The organism is Staphylococcus gallinarum (genome assembly GCF_000875895.1).
Lineage (GTDB): Bacteria > Bacillota > Bacilli > Staphylococcales > Staphylococcaceae > Staphylococcus > Staphylococcus gallinarum.
The window spans coordinates 1-865 of sequence record NZ_JXCF01000061.1; the positions used below are offsets into that span (position 1 = coordinate 1).

The window sequence follows — 865 nt, forward strand, 5'->3', positions numbered from 1 at the left end:
CCCAAATGACTTAAATCTTTGGCAATCGATTGTCGCGTTTCTTTGTCTAATTTTGGCGACACTAATCGACTGCCTTGTGCCTTTTTCTTAACGAAATTAGGCACTGTCATATTCAAAGTTTCTGCCGACTGTTTCAACTTTGAATATTCCTGTTCACTCACTCTGAAACTAATTTGTTTTGGCTCTTTGCGGTTGGGTTTACGGTTTCCCCCAACAGACAAATCGCTAGCCAAATTATCTTTATGTTCGTTCACAAGTCCCACCACCTTTCTGACGAAAAATATTCCTTTTCATAAATATAGCTTATAATATAATCTATATTTTCTCAAGTAATATAGTGGTTTGGCAAGCGTCGTATATTCTAGCCACTTCGTTCTGAATATACCGGCTTGCTGGGATTAATCCCAGACCCTTTATGTTTTTGCTAACGCAAAAAATGAGTGGCAAAATGCTAGCCACTCATAGTTCAAAACCAAATTCAAAATCAAAACAAAAGCAACCAAAAATGTGGTTGCTAATAAAATTAATTCTCATAATTATTACGAATAAAATTCTCAATATTTTTTTCGTAATTTGGATAGTTATAATTTCCTAAACAACTTACTTTATTTGAATAATATTTAAATAATTCACAACAAAGCTTAAAAGATTGGTATGTCTTTCTATATCCATTCATCTCAAAAGTAGCTAAAAGCATATTGAATTCTTTATCAGTTAAATATTTGTTTATAAACTTATAATTCTTTCCTAAACTAAAATCAAAACCCCTATTAAAGCCAATATACCAAGAAATCATTCTTAATAATTCAGGACGTAAAATATTATTGAAATGATCTAAAGCAAATAATATTTCTCTTCTAAAAAC

The 865-nt window shown here is 31.0% G+C and carries 2 protein-coding genes; both read right to left on the reverse strand.

All coding sequences use genetic code 11. The features are described from left to right. The coding region (locus tag SH09_RS12920; protein WP_042740052.1) for a plasmid mobilization protein at positions 1–254 on the reverse strand (254 nt) is incomplete at its 3' end. A gap of 269 nt (positions 255–523) precedes the next feature. Continuing rightward, positions 524–865: aminoglycoside 6-adenylyltransferase (locus SH09_RS12925; RefSeq protein WP_042740053.1), on the reverse strand; the 342-nt coding region annotated here is incomplete at its 5' end.